We start from the raw sequence: 21,760 nt of genomic DNA on the forward strand, positions 1-21,760 counted from the left end.
GCTATCATTGTAACCTTACGTAAGGCGGAGGGTCAATGTCAGCCGGAGGAGCTGCCGCCCGAGCGGAAATCAGATTTGGGTAGGAGGGTTTGCATGTCGGCACAGGCAACATCCGCTGCGAGTAACGAGGAGCCGTTTTCCATCAAGAAAATTTTGGCCCCGCTTGCAGCCATCATCATCGGTATTTTCATGGTCGTCTTGGACGGTACGGCGGTCAACGTCGCTATTCCGGGCTTCATTAAGGAGTTCGACTCCACGTTTCAGATCGTCGGGTGGACGGTAACGGGCTATGCGCTCGCGCAAGCCGCCGCGATTCCGCTTTCGGGCTGGTTGTCCGACCGGTTCGGCGCGAAGCAGGTATTTCTGATTTCCGTCTTTTTGTTTACGGTAGGCTCGCTTTTGTGCGCCCTGTCCACGAGCGTGGAAATGCTCATTACGTTCCGCGTGCTTCAAGGTCTCGGCGGAGGCATGGTGCTTCCGATCGCGATGGCGTTTACTTATCGCCTCAGCCCGCCCGACAAGGTCGGTCAAGTCATGGGCATGATGGGCATTCCGATCCTGCTCGCGCCGGCGCTCGGTCCCGTGCTCGCAGGCTGGCTGATCGAATCCGTCAGCTGGAAATGGCTCTTCCTGATCAACATTCCGATCGGTATCGTCGGCATCCTGCTCGGCATCCGCACGCTTCCGCGCATCGAGCGCAAAGCGGTCGCCGCCCTTGACCGGTTCGGCTTTATTTTGGCGCCGCTGGCGTTCGCGGGCTTGTCCTACGGCGTGAGCGAAGGCGCGAACGGCTGGACTTCCGCCAAAACGATCACGGGCATCGTGGTCGGCTTGGTCGCGCTCATCCTGTTCGTCATCGCCGAGCTGAAGCAGAAGGATCCGCTTCTCGAGCTTCGCGTGTTCCGCTCCTCGGATTTCACGCGCGGCATCGTCGTGCAGTGGATCTCCCAGATCGCGTTGTTCGGCACGATGTTCCTCGTACCGGTATTTCTGCAGAACGCGCACGGCAAAGGCGCGCTCGACACCGGCCTGATCATGCTTCCGCAAGCGATCGCGGCAGGCGTGTTCATGCCGATCGGCGGCAAGCTGTTCGATAAAGTCGGCGCGCGTCCGCTCGTCTTTATCGGGATGCTGCTCGTCACGGTCGCGGCGTTCATTCTTTCTCGCGTCGACGCGGAATCCAGCATGATGATGATCATGGGCCCGCTGGCGCTGCTCGGAGCAGGCATGGGCTTGTCGATGATGCCGCTCAACACGCATCTGATGCAGGCGGCGCCGCGCGAGCTGGTCGGCCGCGTAACGTCGCTGACGAACGCGGCGCAACAGGTCATGACGTCGTTCGCGGTCGCGGGGCTCTCCACGATCCTGGCGAAGCGCATGTCGATCCATTCGCCGACCGCGAGCAGCCCGCTCGACGCCTACTCGATGTCGTTCGGCGACACGTTCCTCGTGCTGACGTTCATCGCCGTATTCGGCGCCGTGCTCGGCTTGATGCTCCGCCGTCCGGCGAAGGTCGAAGGCGAGGATGGCGTACAGCCGGAAATGATGATGCACGTCGGTTAAGTTCATAAAGTTTCATGCAAAACGGCTGTACGGGATCGGATCCCGTACAGCCGTTTTTTTGCCGTTTCGATGGGCGGCCAGCAACATGAGCCGCTGACCGAGCCATCAGAACATCGACCACGCCAGCGAGCGGGACATCGTTTCCAGCAAATGCACGCCGGCCGTGCTATTGCCCTTGTCGCCAAGCGCCGGACCGATGACGCCGATGCCGTACCGGCCGGGGACGACCGCGAGAATGCCGCCGGATACGCCGCTCTTGGCCGGGATGCCGACCTTGATCGCGAATTCTCCGGAGGCGTTGTACATGCCGCACATGAGCATGAACGCCTTGGCGATCTGCACGTAGCGCCGCGGGACGAGCTGGCGTCCGCTTGCCGGATCGGCGCCGCCGAGCGCGAGCACGAGCGCCATCCGCGCGAGCTGCCCGCAGGTGATCTCCACCGCGCAGTGCCGGAAGTAGACGCTCAGCACGTCCTCGACGTCGATATCCTCGCCCAGCACTTCGTTGTCTTTCAAGAAATACGCCAGCGACCGATTGCGGTGGGCCGTGGCCGATTCCGAGCGGTAGACCTCTTCGTTGACGGCGAGGCTTGCCCCTCCGGCGGCTTCGCTGAAGAAGGCCAGCACGCGCTCTGTCTTGGCCGCGGGCGTGCTGCCGTGGATCAACGACGAGATCGCGATCGCGCCGGCATTGATCAGCGGATTGAACGGCTTGCCCGGCTCCACGAGCTCCAGCTTCAGCATGGAGTTGAAGTCGTCCCCGGTCGGTTCCATGCCGACCTTGGCGAAGACGCCTTCCTCGCCGTTGTCCATGAGCGCCAGCAGCAGCGTGAACACCTTCGAGATGCTCTGCATGGTAAACAGCAGCTCCGTATCGCCGGCGGAGACGGATTCCCCGGATCGTCCCAGGACGGTAATGCCGAGCGCCGCGCCCGGCGCCTTGGCCAATTCCGGAATATAGGAGGCGACGCGACCCTCGCTTGCGTGCAGCCGGCTCGCCGCCACCCATCCGGGAAGCTTGCCGCGCAGTTCGTCCAGCATGTGTTTTCTCCTTCTCCCATGAGGGTTGCATTCGTGCTTTCAGTGTACGTCCCGGGCCGGACGGGGCGCAAGCGCGTATTTGCCGCTATGACGCGGGTCGCCTTTCGTGTACAATAATGGAAGGTTTTACATTCTTAGCGTGCGGCAGGTGGCATCATGGTCAAAATATTGTTGTTGTTGTTTTTAGCTCGGCTGCTGGGGATTCCGTTTCTGGGGGTCATCGTCCTGATCGTCATCCTGTACGCGCTCGAGCGCCGGTTTCTCGGGCTCACGCCGAGCATCGTAAGACCGCTGCGCCGTTTCGGGACAATCCGTCGGCTGCGGCAGCAAATCGCGATGAATCCGAACGATATTCCGGCAAAGCACGACCTTGCGAGGCTGCTCATTGAACGCAAGCGCTACGCGGAAGCGAAATCGTGGCTCATGCCGCTGCAGGACGCGCTGGAGAACTCCGCGGAATTCTGGGATGACCTGGGCGCTTGCCTCGTTCATCTGGGCGAGACGGAGGCGGCGGAGGCGGCGATTCAGAACGCGCTGTCCATCAATCCGCGCGTCAAGTACGGCACGCCGTATTTGCGCCTGGCATCCATCCACGCGAAGAACGACCCGCAGAAGGCGATCGGCCACTTGCAGGCATTCCGCGGCATCCACTCTTCTTCGATCGAAGCGTACTACAGGCTCGCCGATCTGTACGCGCAGCTCGGGCAGAGGGACGAAGCCAAGCGCATGCTGGCCGAGTGCGGGACGATCTACCGGTCGCTGCCCCGGTACAAGAAACGCCAGGAGCGCAAATGGGCGCTGCTCGCTTGGTTCAAGGGCATGCGGATCTAAGAGACGACAGCCAAGGGATCGGCTCGGACGACTAAAAAACGGCAGCTGCTCATTTGATATGCTCCCCATACGGTGGACAGGTGAAATAATAAAACCTGTTTCATCGAGGGGAGCTTTTCTATGTCGAGAGGAAAATATAGTGCGCGTGAGAAATTAACAATTCTTGAAGAGGTTTCGAGCGGGAAAATTGGCTTTTTGGCTGCAGCTAAGAAATACGGAATTAATAAAACGTCTCTGATGAAATGGCAGCGACGGTACAAGCAGTACGGTTATGAGGGACTCATGCGTCGTACGCATAATCGAAGTTATAGTGCTGAACTTAAACTTCAAGGGGTAACCGAGTTCCTTGAAGGGAAGTTATCGCAGTATCAAATCATTGAGAAATACAAGGGCTTGCAGACGATCGTCTCTTCTTGCGCCCAATACGACCTTTGCTCCGCTTTGGGCCAACAGCTTGGCCGCGGCCTCCCCTATTCCGCTGGATGCGCCCGTAATAAGAACGACTTTTGATTTCAAATGGTCCATAGTAGTAGATTCCCTCCGTATAATATGTCTCAACTCACGTTGTTTAACCAACCGTTGTTGCTATAATGATGTCAGCGCGGAGCGATTTATTCAATCGCCAATCCTTCCGTTATCGTCCGATATGCAACGAACCCGTCGTGAATGTTCAATAAACTCGTTTGCGGCATTCGCGTCCGGCAGACAGCAGCGCAATGAAATGCTTTACAAAAGGAATAGATTGTCATTTATTGCAATCAAAAACAACGGCAGCCGCCGTAATGTATAAGCGTGAAGCGAACGCCGTCGCGCCTTTCCCGATGCGGGTCTCCGGTCAAAGAATTCGAAAAGACCGGCTTATCTTCAAGCGTTTTTCGATAATGATAGATTTCTGCACTATTGTTCCATTATTGTTCAATTCTTACATTGTCATGCCGTGGGAAATCGGTCATAATGAGAGCGTTTGGCAGGTTGTCTATGATCCGCGAATGCGCATAAAATAAGGATTTGAACGGAGAGTTCGGGGAATGCGTCGTAATGCTTGGCTGCTGATCATTATCTTGATTGCCGTTCTGCTCGGTGCGAATAACACCATCTATTATTTGACGACCAAAAATTCGCTGGAAGACGGGCTTCAGCATGAGCTGGATTCCGTTGCGAAGCAGATCGGGATCTCGATCGAGAGCTCGCGGGACGGCGCGGAAATCTACCAGGCCGAGATCGGCCGCGAGCTGCGCGCGGCCTCCATAGCGACGCAGTACGCGCTGGATCCGGACGTCGAGAACGTGTCGAACGATCAGCTCGAGGAGCTGGCGAAGAAGCTGGATCTGGTCGATATTACGCTGCTGAAGCGGACGAAGGACAATATCGTCTTGTACAAATCCTCCGATCCAAAGGAGCTGGGCTACGAGACCGACAGCTGGGATCCGTGGTACAAGGCGTTCAATCAGCTTTACGACGACAAGGCGGTCAGCATCGACTGGGGACAATCGTTGACGAATTTCTGGACGGGTCCGTTCGAATTCTCCACGACCGAGACGAACAACATCCATAAGTGGGGCTACTATTACGACGGCACCACGAACTATATGACCGATCCATACATCAGCTACGAGAGCAGGCAGCTGGATTACGATTCGGCCACGGGCGTCGGCAAGCTGATCGCCAAGACGCTGCTGGCGAACCGTTGGCTGAAGGAAATCACGCTCATCAATCCATCGACATTCCCGGACGGCACTCCGCAGACGATCACGGACAACGGGGAAAAGCTCAGCCACATGACGCAAAATCCGGTCATCGCCGGCGCGTATACGTTCAAGCACAAGAACGACACCGCCAACGTGAAGCTGGCGAACGGGACCGACGGCAAGGTGTATCAGGATACGGTCGTAAACGGCCAGCATGTCATCAAGCTGTTCATTCCGATCGACGTCAACACGAAAGTGGCCAGCATGCTCGACGGCGGCGGCGAACCGATTCCGCGGTACGTGCTCTCGCTCGTCGCGGACTATAGCATGATCCAAGACACGCTCGACAAGCAGTTCTTCTATATCGGCCTCATTATCGCCGGCGTGACCGTCCTCAGCCTGCTCATCCTGTATTGGATTTTGACCGCTTATCGCCGCTCGCAGGACAAGCTGGCGCGGAGAGCGCAGGAGACGTACCTGGAAGAGATCAACGGGCTGTTCCAGTCGATTCGCTCCCAGCGGCACGACTTCCTGAACCACGTCCAGACGATCCATTCGCTCGCGGAGCTTGGCAAGACGGAGGAATTGAAGGCGTACAGCGCGGAATTGACGGGCGAGATTCATCAGATGAACGATATCATCAGCATCGGCAATCCCGCGTTCGCGGCGCTCGTCCGCTCCAAGATGCTGCAGGCGGAGATGCTCAAGATCCGCTTCGCGACGGAATTCACCGACATGAACAAGCTGGAGCTCGGGATGAAATCGCTCGACATGACGAGGCTCCTCGGGAACCTGATCGACAATGCGTTCGATGAAGTCATGACCTACGAGGAAAGCAGGCGCAGCGTGCGGCTGTCGGCCAGCCAGAAATCCGGTTATTTTCAATTCACGATCAGCAATACGTGCACGCGCGCCGAGGAACTGAAGGACAAGCCGCTGTTCAAAGCCGGCTATTCGTCCAAGGCGGGCGGCCATTCGGGCCTTGGCCTGCATATCGTGAAGTCGATCGTCGACAAGTACAAAGGCGTCATATCGATGGCGGTCGACGAGCCGGATACCGTGACGTTTATCGTCAAGATTCCGTACTGATTTCAATATGCGTTTGCGTGACGCACGGAGGGGTCCTCGTTGCAGGGAGGCAGCCCGCACACCATTTCAGATGGTAGGCGGACTGCCTCTCTTTTTTTGCGCGCCGTTCTGACGGCGGCTGCTTCTTATGCGCGTGCATACTCTATCACATTCGCTTCGACGCCGGGCCTTCTAGTACATCTATCTGCTAATGTCAGCCGCCTAGCAACAAGCGCGAAAACATTGAATAGGTTGTAATACAAATTCGGGAGACGACTAAAAAGGGGAATCTTATGTCGCGTTATGTAGGAAGCAAATGGAGAAAGACGGCCGCCATTCGAAAGAGCGCGCCGCTAGCCCAATACGTGCCCGATACCTTGAAAATGACGGGCGCCTCACTGCTCGATCGGTTGAATCAATACGGCATGGTCTATATCAAGCCCGACCTCGGCATGTACGGCAACGGCGTGATGCGCGTGGAACGGCGCGGCGACGTCTACAGCTACCAAGTCGGCAACAAGCGAAGGGATTTCGCTCGTTATTCGGACCTGTACCGCTCGATCAAACGTCGCACGGGGAGCAGGCGCTATCTCGTGCAGAAGGGAATCCATCTGCTGAAATACGGGGGCAGAAGGTTCGATCTTCGCGTCATGGTGCAGTGGAGTCCCTCCAGAACGTGGGAAACGACGGGCATTATCGGAAGAGTCGCCGCCAAGAACAAAATCGTGACCAACTACCACAGCGGAGGCAAAATCGTCGCCGCGGACGCGCTCCTGCGCGCGCATACGGATCAACCGGCTTCCAAGCTGCAGGCGCTGTCGAGGCTCGGCGCCCAAGCCGGCGCGGCGATGCAGCAGGCATTCCCCGGCGTGTACGTGATCGGGCTCGATGTCGCGATGGATAAATCGATGCATCCCTGGATCCTGGAAGTCAACACGAGACCGGATCCCTATATCTTCAAAAAGCACCCGGACCGCAAGGTGTTCCGCAAGATCATGCGGTACGCCAAAGCGTACGCGAAGAAATAACGGCCGCTACCGCCGCGGGCCCATGCCGAAAGCGCCGAACAGGCCGTTCGCGCCAATCATGCCGTTCACGTCGTTCATGCCGCTTGCTCCGTTCGTGCCATTCGCCTTGTTCGTCCCTTGGGAATCCTGCGGCGCCAGCCCCTCCGGCAGGGGGAGCAGGTCGAGCGTTCGATCCACGTAAGGCTTGAAGTCCGCCGTCCGGATGATCTTGGCGCCTTTCGAGGCGAGCAGCCGCGCCTCGGATACCTGCCAGGTATGCGATTTGCGGTTCGCGCGTCGGTACGCGGCGAAGTTGTAGGAAGAGGTCGTGAACACCTTGAAGCCTTGCTTCATGCAGGCTTGAACGAACCTGACGTCGGACCCCGCCTTCACCTTCGTCGAGAACGCGACCTTCTTGAATACGCGTTTGCGGAACATGATCGTCGCGCCTGCAATGCGCCTGCACCGTCCGTAAGGCTTTACCGTCGTTTTGCGCAGCAGCAGGACGGATCGGTGGGGGAAGAAGAAGTAACAGGACCGTTTGCCGATGACATCGGCTTTTTTTTTGGCGAACAACAGCATGGCTTCATCCAGATAATGCGGCGCGTAATAGTCGTCGTCGTCGAATTTGGCGATATACGGGTAGCGCGCGCGGGCGACCGCATGATTCAGGCATGCCCCGAGATTCCTGCGCTCATCCACGCGGAAGACGCGGACGTCGGCGTACTGCCGCGCAAGCTCCTTATACGGCCCTATGGCGATGCCGTTGTCGTTGACGATCACGATGAGCTCTTTGACGCGCCATTCCTGGCGGGCGTAATTTTCGAACAGATCGCGCATGTGCTCGGTCCGGATCGTCGAGGTAATGACCGTGACGCCCGCGTTCGCATTCGTGGACATCTTCTTCGCCTCCTATGAAAATATGGATGCTCGCAACGGGCTATGCGCATAGGCCGACTCCAAGCTCGAATCATAGATTATAGAAGAGAGCTGCGTCGGAAGGAGAAGATTGCATGATAGCGTACAACCAGGATGCGGCGGGAACGGTATGCATCGTCGGACTTGGGTTCGTGGGACTGCCGCTGGCCATGAATTTCCTCGCGCGCGGATACCGGGTCATCGCGCTCGATACGGATAAGCGCAAGCTGGAGGCGCTCGGGAAAGGGAGCAGCCATGTTCAGGACGTGCCCGACCGGCAAATTCTCGGCGGCATCGCGTCCGGACGGCTTGCGTTCACCGACCGCTATGCCATGGCGTCGGCTGCCGAAACCGTCATTATCTGCGTGCCGACTCCGTTAGCCCCGGACGGCGCCCCCGATTTGGGATACCTGCTCGACGCGTGCCGCAGCCTGTCGCCCGTATTGGCTGACGGCCAACTCGTCGTGATCGAAAGCTCGACCTATCCGGGGACGACCGCGGAGCAGGTCAAGCCGCTGCTGGAGACGAACGGCAAGCGGGCGGGAACCGACTTTTTTTTGGCTTATTCTCCCGAGCGCATCGATCCCGGCAATCGCAGCCTGGGCATTCATCAGATTCCGAAGGTCGTCAGCGGCGTGACGGATGCATGCCTGGAGCGGGTCGCGTCCGTCTATCGGACGGCGTTCGACAGCGTGATCCCGCTCTCCTCGACGGAAGCCGCGGAGACGATGAAGCTGCTCGAGAACAGCTACCGGTTCATTAATATCTCCTTCGTCAACGAAATCGCGATGCTGTGCGAGCGCTTGGGCTTGAACGCCTGGGAAATCATCGAAGCGGCCGCCACGAAGCCATACGGCTTCAGCGCGTTCTATCCCGGTCCCGGCATCGGCGGGCATTGCATTCCCGTCGATCCGCTGTACCTGCAATGGAAAGCCGCCCAGTCGGGCGCGGCCAGCCGTTTTATCGAGGCCGCCCAACAGATCAACCGCCGGATGCCGGCCTATCTCGTGCAAGAAATCGAGAAGCATTTGCCGGCGGGGACAACCGTCGACGGAGCGCGCATCCTGATCTATGGCGTCGCGTACAAGCAAAACATTGCCGACGCGCGGGAATCGACCGCGATGGCGATCATGGAAGCCCTGCTTGCTCGCGGCGCCGACGTGCGGTATTACGATCCGTACCTCGCTTCCGTACAGCTGCCGGACGGGAGCGTCATGGCGCGGAGCGAACTGTCCGCGGCCGCGCTCGAAGAGGCGGATTGCCTGCTGGTGCTGACGCATCATGACGAATTGCCGGTCCGGTTGATCGCCGAGCACAGCTCCTTCGTGTACGACACGCGCAACGTCGTCGCCGCCGTTCGTCCCGGCGCGAAGCTCGTGACGCTGGGCAACGGCGCGCGAAAGGACCGGTAAGGGCCCCAACGAAGCAAGGTCAACTCCGGAAGGCGGGTTGACCTTGCTTGTTTTCCGCGCGCTTCCCGCGCTAATTGACGAAGCGCTTGAAATATTTCGTTCGGCGTACCAGGCGGCAATGCGACATGTAACGGCGCGTGCTCTTCTTCTGCGTATGGCTGTTGTAATTTTTCCGCCGGATGCAGACGTAATGCCGCTTGGACAGGGAGTAGATGCGATATCCGCGCCGGAGGCACCGGCCGAGCCAGTTCGAATCCGAGCCGGACTTTCTGTACTCGGAGAATTTGACCCGCCGCCAGACCGATTTGCGGAAAACCAGCGTCCCGCCTTTGACGCTGCGTTTGTATTTCCATTCGCCCCCGCGGCGGAACACCATCAGCGCCCGCGTCGCATTGAAGTAGAGGTAAGCGGTGTGCTTGCCCGCGATGGACGCTTTGCCCCGCTTGATCGCCCGGGCGGCTTCGCGGAGGAATTTGGGACCGTAATAATCGTCGTCGTCGAACTTGGCGATGAGTCCGTTTTCGGCCAAATTAATGGCGTAATTCAGGCATCTGCCCAGCATGTACTTTTGCGGCAGCTGGAACACGCGGACCTCGTTCTCCGGATATTGGCTGGCCCGCTGCTGATATTGTTCGATATCCATGCTGTCGTTGTTCAAGACGATGATCATTTGTTTGTTCTTCCAGAGCTGCCGGTCGTAATTCTCGAAAACGTTGTCGATGAAGGCAGGTCTCATCGTACAGGCGATCACGGTGATCATCTAGTCGTCATCTCCATTCGCCGCGGCTTGAAGCTTGGCCTTGCGTCGGTTCCATAATGTATTTTTCTTGATTTTATACAGTTTTTTGTTGATGACCTTGCGGTAAAGCTTCAGGAAGGAATCGGTCATGATGATGTCCGAATAGCGGCTTCTGGCATAGCGCCGGAGTCTGCGGGCCGCGGGCAGCCGCTTGCGGTATTTGACCTTCGCCGCCATGCCGGAGGTCGTCTTGCACAGGAGCGACGGCATGCCCCGGAGCACCTCGGCGACGCCGCCCTTCCGGAAGCCGAGCACGGGCGTGCCGCTCGCCATCGATTCGACGAGGACAAGTCCGAACGGTTCATCCCACGTCGAGGTGAACAGGACGCAGCTGGCGTTGGCGAGCAGCTCGCGTTTGCGGTCTCCGCCGACCGTGCCGACGTAGCGGATTTTTTTGCCCAGATGCGGCTTGATTTTGGCGTTGAAATAGCGCTTATCGTTCAGCGTGCCGGCGATGATGAGCCGCCTGCCCGATTTCTTGGCGACCTTGATGGCCAGGTGGACGCCCTTTTCCTTGATCAATCTACCCAGGAAAAGCAGGTATTTCTGCTTGGCGGTCCGGAACGTGTAATCGTCCATGCGGATGCCGTTGTAGACGGCGTAGCCTCGGCGTTTCCCGTACTTGCGCAGGATGAATTTGCTGACGTATACCGGGATCTGCACGCGGCTCTTGATTCCTTTGGAGTGCGATTGGCAGATCGTCGGAATCGGCGGATTCGCTTTGGCGACGATGCCGTAATGATCGTGAATGATGTCCACGTCATCCGGGAGGTTCTTAATGATGAAGTCGAGCTGTTCTTGCGGATCGTCGGATTCGTATTCAAACGTGCGGGTCGCGTTCGAGGTCGATCCTTTCTTGGCGAACAGAAACACCTCGTGCCCCCGTTTGACCAATTCTTCCGTCAAATAATGAACGTCGCGCTGCGTGCCCCCGTAATCCTTCGGCGGCACAGGAATCGTATTCGTCGAGATTTGCGCAATCCTCAAACGTCCCCAGCTCCTTAGGTCAGTGTCTTCCATAGGCATTCATTGTAGGATATGAGCGGACTCCCGAGCAGGGCACGGCGCATTCATCAAATTCAGCCGCATTATTAATCTCTCGTAGCATATGGCCTATACCAAGTGAAAACAGTTTTCATAGAATAATAGCAGTTGATGAAGAGGGGAGAGAGGCTGTTGAAAGGATTGATTCTCTGCGCGGGAAAAGGGAGCCGCTTATATCCGTTTACCTACAGTCGGCCGAAGACGCTCATACCTGTCGCGAATACGCCCCTGCTGCAATTATCGATCGTGAAATTAATGGAGCTCGGCATAGATCAAGTCGGCATCGTGATCCATCCATCCCAGGAAGCGGGCATTCGCGAGCAATTCGGGGAAGGGGAAGCGCTCGGCATTTCAATTACGTACATCTATCAGCACGAGGCGAGAGGAATCGCGCATGCGGTCAAGCAAGCGAAGGCTTACGTATCGGACGAGGCATTCCTGCTGCTTCTGGGGGATAACTTGATTTCCGCTCCGTTATCCGCGCTGAAGGACGACATCGAACTTGGCGGGGTACAAGCATCCCTGCTGCTCGCGGAAGTCGCGGTTCCGCAGGATTACGGCATCGCGGATATTCAAGGTGCGCGCATCGTCGGTCTCGAGGAGAAGCCGAAGAATCCCAAGTCTAATTTGGCGGTGCTCGGGGCGTATGCCTTCACGAAGGACATCTTCGCCGCGATCGGCGAGATCCGGCCTTCCAAGCGGGGAGAGTACGAAATCACGGACGCGATCCAGCGGTTGATCGAGCAGCGGCAAGCCGTCGCGTACCACGTGACCGATCAGCTGAACATCGACGTCGGCACGATGGACAGGTGGCTGAAGGCCAATCAGAAACTGCTGGGCACGGATGCCTCGAAGAACCGGATTCATGGCTCCGTCCGGCTGGAGGGGTGCACGATCGTGGAACCGGTATCGATCGAGAAGGACTGCGTGCTGAAGGACTGCCGGATCGGCCCGTACGTGTCGGTGGGCGAGGGCTCCAAGCTGGACAACTGTCAGATCGAGAACAGCATCATCCTAAACGGGGTTCATGCCAAAGACCTTCCTTTCCCGTTGAAAAACGTCATCATCGGCGATCATTCCATCTTCGCCGGCGTGCGCATCGACGAAGGAGTGAACGAACCTTGAACATTTTGATTATCGGTACGGGCTACGTAGGGGCAACGACCGCCATGGTTTTCGCCGAATCGGGCTGGCAGGTCACCGGACTTGACATCGATGCCGGCAAGATCGAACGGCTGCGGCAGGGACGCTTGCATTTTCACGAGCCCGGCCTCGAGGACCTGATCGCCAAGCATGTGCGGAGCGGCCGTCTGCTCTTTACGACGGACAGCGAGACCGCCATCGCCGACCATGACGTTATCTTCATTTGCGTCGGGACGCCCTCGCGGCCGGACGGCAACGCGGACCTGCGCTATATACGGCAAGCGGCCGAGGATATCGGGCGCGCGATGAACGGCTACAAGCTCGTCGTCACCAAGAGCACCGTCCCCGTCGGCACGCAAGAGCAGGTCAAAGCATGGATCGAATCCGCGCAGCGGCAGCCCTATCGTTTCGATGTCGCCTCCAATCCCGAGTTTCTGCGGGAGGGCAAGGCCGTGGAAGACGCCTTGCGGCCGGATCGCATCGTGATCGGAACGGACAGCGCGAGGGCGACGCGGCAGCTTCGAACGCTGTACGGTTCGTTCCGCTGCCCTTGGATCGTGACGAAGCCGAGGACGGCGGAGCTGATCAAGTACGCGTCCAATGCGTTTCTCGCCACGAAAATCTCGTATATGAACGAGCTCGCGAAATTATGCGACGAACTGGAAGTCAACGTCAAAGAGGTAGCCGACGGGATGGGGCTGGATCCGCGGATCGGGCCAAGCTTTCTCCAAGCCGGCCTGGGGTACGGCGGTTCCTGCTTTCCGAAAGACGTCTCGGAGCTGGTCATGACGTCAAGAAAGCACGAAGTGAACCTGCGCATCCTGGACCAAGTGATGGAAGTCAACCAAGGTCAATTCGCCTACCTGCTCGACAAAGCGCGGGCGCGCCTCGGAAGCTTGGCGGGCAAGGAGATCGCGGTGCTGGGCCTTGCGTTCAAGCCGGATACGGACGATATTCGGGAAGCGCCGGCGCTGCGGATGATCGACCGCCTGCTGCTCGAGCAGGCGAGCGTACGGCTGTACGATCCGGTCGCGGCGCTGCCGGACCGGTCTTCCTATCGGGACGTGACGGTCTGTTCCACGCCGGAGGAAGCGCTGCTCGGGGCGGAAGCGGTCATGCTGTGCACGGAATGGACCGAGTTCGCGGAGCTGGACTGGGCGCAGGCGAAAGCGTTCCTCGAACAGCCCAACTTCTTTGACGGGCGCAACATGTTGGATGCCGGGCGGATGCGCGGCATGGGGTATTTCTATCAAAGCATCGGGAACGATCATTAAGACGATTCCGCCGGAGGGAAGAAAAGTCGACTCGCGAAAGGACCCGCAAGGGCGCCTTTTACGGGTCGTTTTTTTTGTTCTTTGCCCGCACGGATGCAACTTCTTGCGCGCAAGCGTAATATCGCCGTCGAATGTGGTATAATGGGAGGAATGGGTATCAACGAACGGGGGGGCGCCATGAGCACGTTTTTTCAGCTGGATGAGGGGCGGCTTCGGGCACTGGCGGCTGCGATCGCGAACAGCGTTCCGCTGGATGTGCTGGAGAAAGGCTTCGATTACTACCGCCGCGAGAAGGTGCTCTCCGTTCAGGTGATGGAGGGCTTTTCCGTCTACGGCGTCGTGCAGGGGACGGCGATCTACGCGGTCACGCTGGACAGCGACGATTTCAAGTTCAGCACCTGCACCTGCCCCGTGAAAGGCGCCTGCAAGCACATGGCGGCCGTGTTTTATGCGTATTGCGCGACGATCGGGGAAAGCCCGGACGACATTCATAACCGGTTCCTGAGCGGCATTCCGTTCGGAGGAAAGGCCGTCCTGGACGCCAATGCCGGCGATTCGGCGTCGATCGAGCGCCAGCCCGAGCGCTGGTTGGAGGATATGGAAGAGAAGCACGGCGAGGTTTGGCGGCAATGCCGGCACTCCCTTCATCCGCTGCAGGCGGTACTGACTGCGATCAAATCCGCGTCGAAGAATTGGCCGGAGGGTCAGCGCCGGCTGCATTGGATGCACGGCATCGCCTTCGTGCTGGAGCAGTCGGAACGCGCGTATTCCCATACGGACAGCTACAGCCGCTATTATTACGAGATGGCGTTCGCCCGGATGACGGAGCCGTGGATCAACCAATACCAGGAGCTTGCCGCCGAGCTGGATCCCGCGGCGCTGAAGCCGGAGGAACGGGCCGCCGTGGAAAGCCTGGTGGCGGTCTTCCACGACCGCGACATGGACCGCGAGCAGCAGCTTCACCGCTGGGAGACGCTTTATTTCGCCTTGTGGTCGCGCTTGATCGCGGATGCCGATTGGGCGGCGCGCGAAGAATCGCTGCTGCGCGCGCAGCTGCGGCGGACGCCGGAAGCGTACGGGCTCTTCTTCGTGCCGATGGCGCTGGCGTTCCTCGCGTTCGCGGACGACCGCGACGGGGATGCGATGGCGCTTCTGGGCCGAACGGCGTTCAACCGGACGGCGCTGCTTGCCTGCGATTGCGCGCTGCAGCGATTGGAGGAGCGTGATTGGGGCAAGCTGGAAGACTGGATCGATTATCTGTACGAAGGGCTGTCGAAGGACCGCAAATCGAAGGCGTTCGGCCCTTTTCTCTCGATGTGCCGGCTGGCGGACCGGCAGCAGCCGGATAGGTCGCGCTGGCAGCGGTACCTCGTCTCGTTCCTGCCGTATTCGTATTCGGCGCTCACCGAGCATTGGCTCGACTTGCGGCAGTACGAGAAATGGGCGGATTTGCAGCTGCTGTTCGGCATCGAGCCCGACGAGATCGACGTGCAGCTGATGCGGGAGATCGGCAAGGCGGCGCCGCGCGTGCTGTACCCGCTGTACCACCAGGCGATCGACGGCGCGATACGTACGCGGAACAGGCAGGGCTACCGGCAGGCGGTCAAGCTGATGAAGCGGTTGGAGAAGCTGTATAAAGCGGAAAAGCAGCATGAAGCGTGGAGCCGATTCGTGGACGGCATCGTTCGGAAGCATCAGCGGCTGCGCGCGCTGCAGGAAGAGCTTTGGAGAGGAAAGATCGTCACATGAGAGGATACACGGGCGCGGAAACGATCGTCGTCGACGGGTTCTGGAGGGCAGGCGAGGGCATCGTGCTCGCCGCGGCGCATGCCGCCGGCTTGACGATCCGGCTGCGGAGGCTGCTGTTCGCCTGGCACGAGGCTTCCTGGTATGGCGCGGAAATCGAGGAAAGCAGCAACGAGCGGCTGAAGCAGACGGAGATGGTGCTGCCGGCCGCGATCGCCATGGATTATTTGTCGGCGCCGGAGCCCGTCCGGCTGCTCGAGGTCGAGTGGACGCCTCGCGCGCAGGGCCTGTCCGAGCTGGCGGCGCTGCTTCGCCAGGCGCTGCTGAACGGCTGGTATGCGCCGGATTGGTCGCGCTGGGGCTCGGAAGCCCGCGCCTGGCGGCTTGAATTGCCGCCGGGCGAGACGGAAGCGCTGGAGACCTGGCGCGCGCTCGTTCCGCGGCTGGAAGCGGGCGGCGATCTGGACGCGGTGCAGGAGTGGCTCGGCGCGATCGTCGAGGAGCTGATCGCGGCGAACCCGGCCGCAGCCGAAGCATGGCGCGGCGCCGCGGAAGCCGCCGGCGAAGGAGCGCTGCTGACGAAGGCGGCGGACGAGGACGACTGGCTCGTTTCGATCGGCATGAAGCAGGACCATGTGCCGTTCCGGATCGCGCTCCAGCTGCTCGAGCCGAACGAACGGCAGGGCTGGCGGCTGCGTCCGGCCATGCAGGACCGGGCGCAGGGCGGGCAATGGTTCACGCTCGAGCCGGCGATGAACGCCGGCGGCGCTAGCGCGGGAGACGGCGCGCATGACCGTTTCGCGCTTCCGGCGGAAGCGCCGGAGGAATGGCGACCGCATTTTGCCGCGCGGCTGGACAGGGAAGAAGCGAAATGGGCGGCCGCGCTCGCGGAGTGGGCGCGGCCGGCCGATGGATCGGGCAGCGGCGGCGCCTCGACAGACATCATGACCGAGCTGACGGATATGCAGGCCTGGGAGTTCCTCGAGCACGAGAGCGTCAAGCTGCTTGCCGCGGGCTGCTCCGTCCTGCTGCCGGGCTGGTGGGAAGCGGCGCGCAGCCGGAAGATGAAGCTGAAGGCGAAGGTCAAGTCGTCCGTCGGCTCCGCGGAGCAGTCGATGTTCGGCCTGCAGCAGATCGTCGATTTCGACTGGAAGCTCGCGGTCGGCAACGTGGACATGAGCGAAGCGGAGTTCATGAAGCTCGCGGCCGAGAACAAGCGGCTGATGCAGATCGGCGGCGAATGGGTGCATCTCGATCCCGGCGACATGGAGCGCCTGCGGCGATGGCTCAAGAAGAACGGCGGCAAGCAGGGCTTCACGATGCGGGACGTCTTCGAGATGCATCTGCGCGGCGGCACGGAGCTGGAGCCGGAGAGCGAGATCGGCGAGGCGCTTAACGCGGAGGTCGAGCTGAACGAGCATCTGACGGCTTGGATCGGGAAGCTGAACGAATCCAGCGAGCTGCCGCTCGTCGACAAACCGGAAGCTTTCCAGGGCGAACTGCGGCCTTATCAGCTGCAGGGCGTGTCGTGGCTCGCCTTTCTGCGCCGCTTCGGCCTGGGGGCATGTTTGTCCGACGATATGGGCCTCGGCAAAACGATTCAGTTCACGGCCTACCTGCAGCATGTCATGGAAACCAGCGGCCTCGGCCCTTCGCTGCTTATCTGCCCGACCTCGGTCATCGGCAACTGGGAGAAGGAGCTGGAGCGCTTCGCGCCTGGCATCCGCGTGCATGTGCACTACGGACCCAAGCGTCCGCGCGGCGAAGAGTTCGCCGCCGCGGCGGCGGACGCGGATCTGGTCATCACCTCGTACACGCTGGCGCCGATCGACGAGACCGAGCTGACGAACGTCGCTTGGGACGTCGTCTGCCTGGACGAAGCGCAGAACATCAAGAACTACTACACGAAGCAATCCGCGTCGATCCGGCGGCTGTCGGCGAACCATCGCGTGGCGCTGACGGGCACGCCGATGGAGAACCGGCTGACGGAGCTGTGGTCCTTGTACGATTTCACGAATCCCGGTTATCTCGGCAGCTTGAACGAATTCCGCAAAGCAGTCGTGCTCCCCATCGAGAAGGATCGGGACGCGGATCGGATCGCCGAGCTGCAGCGCTGGGTGAAGCCCTTCATGCTCCGCCGGTTGAAGAAGGATCCGGCCATTCAGCTCTCGCTGCCGGAGAAGAACGAGATGAACACGTACCTGTCGCTCACGGTCGAACAGGGGACGCTGTACGAGAATATCGTGGCGGAGCTGATGTCGGGACTCGAGAAAGCCGGGGGCTTGCAGCGGCGCGGCATGATCCTCTCCACGCTGACGCGGCTGAAGCAGGTCTGCGATCATCCGAGCCTGCTGCTGAAGGAAGACCGCGACCTGTCGCCGGGCGCTTGGGACCCCGAACGCTCCAACAAGCTGCTTCGGCTGCTCGAGATGGTCGAGGAAATCGCGGCGGAAGGGGAACGCTGCCTGATCTTCACGCAGTACGTGGAGATGGGCGCGACCCTGAAACGGCTGCTGGAGGAACGGATCGGCCTGCCGACGCCGTATCTGTACGGCGCGGTTCCGAAGGCCGACCGCGACGCGATGATCGAGAATTTCCAGAACGAAGCGGTGCCGGGCTGCGCGTTCGTGCTCTCGCTGAAGGCGGGCGGCACGGGGCTTAATTTGACCGCGGCGAACCATGTCGTCCATTTCGACCGGTGGTGGAATCCCGCCGTCGAGAATCAGGCGACGGACCGCGCGTTCCGGATCGGCCAGCGCCGCAACGTGCAGGTGCACAAGTACGTGACTTTGGGCACGCTCGAAGAACGGATCGACGACATGATTTCCCGCAAGCAGCTGCTGAACGACCAAGTCGTCAGCGGCTCGGAGAACTGGATCACGGAGCTGTCCACCGACGAGCTGCGCGAGCTGTTCTCGCTGCGGAAGCATCGGCTGAAAGGGTAAGCGAGCGCGGCGGACCGCCGCGAAGCGAAGGGAGCGAACGGCATGTCGGATGAGCAAACGATTGAGGGAGGCGCCGCAGGGCAAGCCGATTCCGGTTCACCGGCGGCAAACGGCGCAAATGCCGGCGGTTCCGCCGTTCGGCAGTCCATCGCCGATCGGCAGAACGGACGGCGTACCGCCGACGGGGCGACAGCCGGCCGTGCGGGAGAACCCGGGGGCAGCGAGGGCCGTGCAGCTGCCGCATCAGGCGCGGCGCCCGGCGCAGCGCCGGCAGGCGGCGACAGGCCGTCCGCGCCCGACGAGGGCGACGCCGGAGCCGGGGACTTGGGACTCGAGATCGGCCCGGATCGCGAGGACGGCGGGGATCCCGCCATCGGTCCGGCAGGCGCCGCCCCGCAATGGCGCGCGTTTTACCGCGCGATCCGGGAAGCGGTAACGGATATGCGTTCCGGTAAATAAGACTTCATGACATTTCTTTTGCCGCTAGCTTTTCTATATAATGATGAGGTTGGGGTTCCCTTCCTCATTTTTTTATTTTATTCCAATCGAAGCCGGAGAACGGCAAGGGAAGCCACCTGCGCATAGGGCTGTTTGTATCCGGTTTCATCCAAAGGAGCTGTGTAGGAATGAAGTACGCATATTTGGGACGTTCTGGGTTGAAGGTCAGCCGCCTGTGCTTGGGCACGATGAATTTCGGCGTGGATACGGAAGAGCAGGAAGCGTTCAAGATCATGGACGCGGCGCTTGACGCGGGCATCAACTTTTTCGATACGGCCAACATCTACGGCTGGGGCGAGAATTCCGGACGCACCGAGGAAATCATCGGCCGCTGGTTCAAGCAGGGCGGCGGACGCCGCGAGCGCACCGTGCTGGCGACCAAATTCCACGGCGACATGCACGACAAGACGGACGGTCCGAATCAAGCCAGCGGCTTGTCCGCTTACAAGCTCCGTCGCCATCTGGAGGGTTCCCTTCAGCGCCTGCAGACCGATCACATCGAACTGTACCAGATGCATCACGTCGACCGCAACGTCGGCTGGGACGAGCTGTGGAACGCGTTCGAGGTCGCGCAGAACCAAGGCAAGATCGGCTATGTCGGCGCCAGCAACTTCGCGGGCTGGGATCTGGCCGTAGCGCAGGGGGAAGCCAAGGCGCGCGGCATACTCGGTCTCGTATCGGAACAACATAAATATAACCTGCTTTGCCGTTTGCCGGAATTGGAAGTGCTGCCGGCGGCGCAGGGCCTCGGCATCGGCGTCATCCCGTGGAGCCCGCTGGACGGAGGCCTGCTCGCGGGCAACGCGAATCGCGGCGGAGCCGGCAAGCGGAGCGGCGACAAGTCGCGCCTGGACAAGCATGCGGCGCAGCTGGCGGCCTATGCGGGACTTTGCGACGAGCTCGGCGAGCGCGAGGACGTCGTATCGTTGGCGTGGTTGCTGGCCAATCCCGCGGTCACCGCGCCGATCATCGGCGTGCGGACGCTGGAACAATTCGAGCGCTCCCTGCGTGCCGTCGAACTGGAATTGGATCATGCGACCCTGGCGCGCATCGACGAGATTTTCCCGGGTCCCGGCGGAGACGCGCCCCGCGCGTACGCCTGGTAAGGCCCGTACGTCCATTTAACCTGACATGAAGGGTATTATCCTCTGATTGAAAACGCTGCCCGCAGGATGTTCTCCTCCTGCGGGCCGTTTTATTTTCCCCTCTCCCTTCGCCTCCGTCGAAAAGTCGCCCGGACCCATCGTAATTTCGACCTCCTGCTTTTTTCCATCCCCGACTATAATTGACTTGTAAGGAACGGCGGCAAGAACCTGGAACCATGAACACCATATAAATGGGGAGGTCATTTCGATGAAGAAAGGCTTGGCAGTCGCCGCGGCGACGTTGATGTCGGCTTCGCTCGTTCTCTCGGCTTGCGGTTCCGCGAACGACAAAGCGAACAATTCGGCGGGGACGGGCAACGCGAACGCCGACGCACCCGCGAAATCCGATGCGAACGCTCCCGCGAACTCAAGTACGGAACCGGCCGACGAACCGGCGAACGAACCCGTGGCGAAGGACGTGACGTTATCGCTCCGCCACACGCAGATCAAGGAAACGAGCAAGGTCCGGCTCAAGATCCTCCAGGACGTCGTCGCGAAGACGCTCGGGGAGAATCCGGGCCTCAAGATCAACCTGGAAGGCATCGACGAGGTCGTCAACCGCGACCAGAAGCTGAAGGCGGAGATGGCGGCGGGCAATCCGCCCGATATCTTCGAAGTGTTCGGAGGCGCGGATCTGAACTTGTACGTCAAGGCGGGCCGCATGCTCGACCTGACGCCGATCATCGACGAACTCGGCATCAAGGACCAATTTGCCAGCCTGGACGAATTCACCATCGACGGCAAAGTTTACGGCCTGCCGTTCGGCGGGTACAGCGAAGGCGTTTTTTACAATAAGAAGCTGTTCGCGGACATGGGCCTGACCGTTCCGAAAACGTTCGACGAGCTGATGACGCTCGCCGACGCGATCAAGGCGAAAGGCAAAACGCCGTTCGCGCTGGCCGCGAAGGACGCCTGGGTCAACGGCATGCTGTGGAATACCGTCATGGAGCGCCATGTCGGCATCAAGGGATTCGAAGGACTCGTCACGGGCGCGACCAAGTGGACCGATCCCGACTTCGTGGCCGGGTTCGCGGATTACGCGAAGCTCGTCGACAACGATTACTTCACCAAAGGCTCGCTCGGTCTGCCGTACGCGGAACAGGGCGCGAGATTCCTGAAAGGCGACGCGGCCATGGTATTCACCGGCACCTGGGACGCCAACCGGTTCACGGGCGACGAAGCCGGCGACCTGAAAGGCAACATCGGCTACTTCTCCTTCCCGTCCATCGCCGGCGGCAAAGGCGATCAAACCTCGATCAACGCCAGCTATTCCAACGGCTTCGGCTTCTCGTCCAACCTGTCGGACGACCAGAAGGCGATGGTCAAAGCGTTCATCAAAAATTTCTTCAACGAAGACATTCAGAAGCGCACGCTGCTCGAAGACAAGGTCCTTCCGTCGATGAAGCTCTCCGACCTGTCCGGCGTGGATCCGCTGATCTCCGAAGTGCTGCAGGTGATGGCGAGCGCGTCCTCCTCCTGGAAAGCGTTCGACGCCATCGTGCAGCCGAGCGTCGGCGCCGACGTTGGCGTGGGCCTGCAGGAGCTGATCGGCAAAGTGAAGAAGCCGGACGCCGTCGCCAAGGAAATCCAGGCGTCGCAAGACAAGGCGAACGCGCAGAAATAAGAATCGAACACCGA

The 21,760-nt window shown here is 60.1% G+C and carries 16 protein-coding genes and 2 pseudogenes; 13 read left to right on the forward strand and 5 right to left on the reverse strand.

The genetic code is table 11. The features are described from left to right. The first annotated feature begins 93 nt into the window (after positions 1-93). Positions 94-1,563, forward strand: coding sequence for a DHA2 family efflux MFS transporter permease subunit (locus tag GT019_RS25955; protein ID WP_161746350.1), 1,470 nt, complete (start codon positions 94-96; stop codon positions 1,561-1,563). 105 nt (positions 1,564-1,668) lie between these two features. Here GT019_RS25955 and glsA read toward each other — a convergent pair whose 3' ends face one another. After that, the gene (gene glsA, locus GT019_RS25960) at positions 1,669-2,604 is read right to left on the reverse strand and encodes a glutaminase A (RefSeq protein ID WP_161746351.1); all 936 of its coding nucleotides are present in this window, start codon (positions 2,602-2,604) and stop codon (positions 1,669-1,671) included. A 156-nt stretch (positions 2,605-2,760) separates the two neighbouring features. On the opposite strand from glsA, the gene GT019_RS25965 reads away from it, so the two are divergent. Both GT019_RS25965 and GT019_RS32110 read left to right on the forward strand, forming a co-directional pair. Next, positions 2,761-3,435 carry a tetratricopeptide repeat protein gene (locus GT019_RS25965; protein ID WP_161746352.1) on the forward strand — a complete coding sequence of 225 codons (675 nt, stop codon included), beginning with the start codon at positions 2,761-2,763 and terminating at the stop codon, positions 3,433-3,435. Positions 3,436-3,555: 120 nt separating this feature from the next. Beyond that, positions 3,556-3,705, forward strand: a pseudogene (locus tag GT019_RS32110) (helix-turn-helix domain-containing protein); the annotation flags it as partial. 117 nt (positions 3,706-3,822) lie between these two features. Here GT019_RS32110 and GT019_RS25970 read toward each other — a convergent pair. After that, positions 3,823-3,960 (reverse strand): annotated as a pseudogene (locus tag GT019_RS25970) (SDR family NAD(P)-dependent oxidoreductase); the annotation flags it as partial. 503 nt (positions 3,961-4,463) lie between these two features. On the opposite strand from GT019_RS25970, the gene GT019_RS25975 reads away from it, so the two are divergent. Beyond that, on the forward strand, positions 4,464-6,212 hold the full coding sequence (locus GT019_RS25975) for a sensor histidine kinase (protein ID WP_161746354.1): 1,749 nt from the start codon (positions 4,464-4,466) through the stop codon (positions 6,210-6,212). A gap of 272 nt (positions 6,213-6,484) precedes the next feature. After that, positions 6,485-7,219, forward strand: a complete 735-nt coding sequence (locus tag GT019_RS25980; protein ID WP_161746355.1) for a YheC/YheD family protein — start codon at positions 6,485-6,487, stop codon at positions 7,217-7,219. 6 nt (positions 7,220-7,225) lie between these two features. Here GT019_RS25980 and GT019_RS25985 read toward each other — a convergent pair whose 3' ends face one another. Then, positions 7,226-8,098: a glycosyltransferase family 2 protein gene (locus GT019_RS25985; RefSeq protein WP_161746356.1), complete on the reverse strand. Its 873-nt coding sequence runs from the start codon at positions 8,096-8,098 to the stop codon at positions 7,226-7,228. 113 nt (positions 8,099-8,211) lie between these two features. Between GT019_RS25985 and GT019_RS25990 the strand changes: the two genes are divergently transcribed. Next, positions 8,212-9,528: a nucleotide sugar dehydrogenase gene (locus GT019_RS25990; RefSeq protein WP_161746357.1), complete on the forward strand. Its 1,317-nt coding sequence runs from the start codon at positions 8,212-8,214 to the stop codon at positions 9,526-9,528. Positions 9,529-9,598: 70 nt separating this feature from the next. Here the strand turns inward: GT019_RS25990 and GT019_RS25995 are convergent, their stop codons facing one another. Together GT019_RS25995 and GT019_RS26000 are read right to left on the reverse strand one after the other, a co-directional pair. Then, complete coding sequence (locus GT019_RS25995) at positions 9,599-10,288, reverse strand: glycosyltransferase family 2 protein (protein ID WP_161746358.1); 690 nt, start codon at positions 10,286-10,288, stop codon at positions 9,599-9,601. Further along, a complete protein-coding gene (locus tag GT019_RS26000; RefSeq protein WP_161746359.1) occupies positions 10,289-11,314 on the reverse strand; it encodes a glycosyltransferase in 1,026 nt (341 codons plus the stop codon). A 189-nt stretch (positions 11,315-11,503) separates the two neighbouring features. Between GT019_RS26000 and GT019_RS26005 the strand changes: the two genes are divergently transcribed. From GT019_RS26005 to GT019_RS26035, 7 genes are all read left to right on the forward strand, one after another. After that, complete coding sequence (locus GT019_RS26005; protein WP_161746360.1) at positions 11,504-12,496, forward strand: sugar phosphate nucleotidyltransferase; 993 nt, start codon at positions 11,504-11,506, stop codon at positions 12,494-12,496. Further along, on the forward strand, positions 12,493-13,788 hold the full coding sequence (locus GT019_RS26010; RefSeq protein WP_161746361.1) for a UDP-glucose dehydrogenase family protein: 1,296 nt from the start codon (positions 12,493-12,495) through the stop codon (positions 13,786-13,788). The genes GT019_RS26005 and GT019_RS26010 overlap by 4 nt, the downstream gene beginning before the upstream one ends. A 177-nt stretch (positions 13,789-13,965) precedes the next feature. After that, entirely contained in the window at positions 13,966-15,537 is a 1,572-nt protein-coding gene (locus tag GT019_RS26015) for an SWIM zinc finger family protein (protein WP_161746362.1), read from the forward strand. Then, positions 15,534-18,479: a DEAD/DEAH box helicase gene (locus tag GT019_RS26020; protein ID WP_161746363.1), complete on the forward strand. Its 2,946-nt coding sequence runs from the start codon at positions 15,534-15,536 to the stop codon at positions 18,477-18,479. Before GT019_RS26015 ends, GT019_RS26020 begins: the two co-directional genes overlap by 4 nt. A 42-nt stretch (positions 18,480-18,521) precedes the next feature. Continuing rightward, positions 18,522-18,938: a hypothetical protein gene (locus GT019_RS26025; RefSeq protein WP_161746364.1), complete on the forward strand. Its 417-nt coding sequence runs from the start codon at positions 18,522-18,524 to the stop codon at positions 18,936-18,938. A gap of 167 nt (positions 18,939-19,105) precedes the next feature. After that, a complete protein-coding gene (locus GT019_RS26030; protein WP_161746365.1) occupies positions 19,106-20,083 on the forward strand; it encodes an aldo/keto reductase in 978 nt (325 codons plus the stop codon). A 247-nt stretch (positions 20,084-20,330) separates the two neighbouring features. Then, a complete protein-coding gene (locus GT019_RS26035) occupies positions 20,331-21,746 on the forward strand; it encodes an extracellular solute-binding protein (RefSeq protein ID WP_161746366.1) in 1,416 nt (471 codons plus the stop codon). Positions 21,747-21,760 lie beyond the last annotated feature (14 nt).

The sequence above is a fragment of the Paenibacillus glycinis genome (genome assembly GCF_009909185.1).
GTDB classification, from domain to species: Bacteria; Bacillota; Bacilli; order Paenibacillales; family Paenibacillaceae; genus Paenibacillus_Z; species Paenibacillus_Z glycinis.

Excerpts from the sequence above, each read along its gene's own strand:
- GT019_RS25955 (WP_161746350.1), top strand. The coding sequence starts at position 94 with ATGTCGGCACAGGCAACATCCGCTGCGAGTAACGAGGAGCCGTTTTCC.
- glsA (WP_161746351.1), bottom strand. The coding sequence starts at position 2,604 with ATGCTGGACGAACTGCGCGGCAAGCTTCCCGGATGGGTGGCGGCGAGC.
- GT019_RS25965 (WP_161746352.1), top strand. The coding sequence starts at position 2,761 with ATGGTCAAAATATTGTTGTTGTTGTTTTTAGCTCGGCTGCTGGGGATT.
- GT019_RS25975 (WP_161746354.1), top strand. The coding sequence starts at position 4,464 with ATGCGTCGTAATGCTTGGCTGCTGATCATTATCTTGATTGCCGTTCTG.
- GT019_RS25980 (WP_161746355.1), top strand. The coding sequence starts at position 6,485 with ATGTCGCGTTATGTAGGAAGCAAATGGAGAAAGACGGCCGCCATTCGA.
- GT019_RS25985 (WP_161746356.1), bottom strand. The coding sequence starts at position 8,098 with ATGTCCACGAATGCGAACGCGGGCGTCACGGTCATTACCTCGACGATC.
- GT019_RS25990 (WP_161746357.1), top strand. The coding sequence starts at position 8,212 with ATGATAGCGTACAACCAGGATGCGGCGGGAACGGTATGCATCGTCGGA.
- GT019_RS25995 (WP_161746358.1), bottom strand. The coding sequence starts at position 10,288 with ATGATCACCGTGATCGCCTGTACGATGAGACCTGCCTTCATCGACAAC.
- GT019_RS26015 (WP_161746362.1), top strand. The coding sequence starts at position 13,966 with ATGAGCACGTTTTTTCAGCTGGATGAGGGGCGGCTTCGGGCACTGGCG.
- GT019_RS26020 (WP_161746363.1), top strand. The coding sequence starts at position 15,534 with ATGAGAGGATACACGGGCGCGGAAACGATCGTCGTCGACGGGTTCTGG.
- GT019_RS26025 (WP_161746364.1), top strand. The coding sequence starts at position 18,522 with ATGTCGGATGAGCAAACGATTGAGGGAGGCGCCGCAGGGCAAGCCGAT.
- GT019_RS26030 (WP_161746365.1), top strand. The coding sequence starts at position 19,106 with ATGAAGTACGCATATTTGGGACGTTCTGGGTTGAAGGTCAGCCGCCTG.
- GT019_RS26035 (WP_161746366.1), top strand. The coding sequence starts at position 20,331 with ATGAAGAAAGGCTTGGCAGTCGCCGCGGCGACGTTGATGTCGGCTTCG.